Source organism: Paratractidigestivibacter sp., assembly GCF_052362415.1.
Lineage (GTDB): Bacteria > Actinomycetota > Coriobacteriia > Coriobacteriales > Atopobiaceae > Paratractidigestivibacter.
In genome coordinates, this window is record NZ_DAWEMK010000025.1 from 13,743 (window position 1) to 14,688 (window position 946).

Consider the following 946-nt stretch of genomic DNA (forward strand, 5'->3'; position numbering starts at 1 on the left):
CGGCCACATCGTCGTAGCCGACGGTCTGCGTGAGGTAGGTGAGCGCGGCGCCGGTGGCGTAGATGCCCGCGGCGTCCTGCGTGCCGGCCTCGAACTTCTCGGGCACGGGCGCCCACGTGGCGTCCTGCTCGCTCACGGAGTCGATCATCTCGCCGCCGGTGAGCATCGGGGGCATGCCGGCAAGAAGCTCGTGGCGCCCCCACAGCACGCCGATTCCCAAGGGGCCGAGCGCCTTGTGCCCGCTGAAGGCGAGGAAGTCCGCGCCGAGCGCGCGCACGTCGACGGCCATGTGGGGCACCGACTGGGCGGCGTCGACGACGACGTAGGCGCCGTTCGCGTGGGCCGCCTCGGCGATCTTCTCGACGGGGTTGCGCACGCCCATGACGTTGGAGACCTCGCCCACGGCGACGATGCGCGTGGAAGGGCCGATCTTTGCTGCGATCTCCTCATCGGAAATGAAGCCCTGCTCATCGGGGAAGAGATAGGCGAGCTTGGCCCCGGCCGCGCGGCACGCCTGCTGCCAGGGGATGAGGTTCGAGTGGTGCTCCATCACCGTGATGACGACCTCGTCGCCGGTATGCAGGACCGTCGGCGCGAAGGACTTGGCCACAAGGTTCAGGCTCTCGCTCGTGTTGCGGGTAAAGACGATGTCGTCGGCGAGCGGCTTGCCGGCGTCATCGACGGCGCCGATCAGGCGGGCGATCTGCTCGCGGACGGCGCCGATCTCCGACGTCGCGGCGACCGAGAGGCTGTAGAGCCCGCGCAACGGGTTCGCGTTCATCTTCGTGTAGAAGTCGCGCTCTGCGTCGAGCACGCACGCGGGGCGCTGCGCCGTGGCGGCGGAGTCGAGGAACGCGATGTCCGGGCGGCTCGCGAGCAGCGGGAAGTCCGCCTTGTAGGGGTTCTTCTCGATATCTACCATTACTCGCTCACCTCGTCGGACGTG

1 protein-coding gene is annotated in these 946 nt (G+C 68.7%); it reads right to left on the reverse strand.

What is annotated here, in order from left to right:
* On the reverse strand, positions 1-922 hold a 922-nt coding region (locus ACT84W_RS04080; protein ID WP_444328292.1), incomplete at its 3' end, for an aminotransferase class V-fold PLP-dependent enzyme.
* Positions 923-946: the final 24 nt, after the last annotated feature.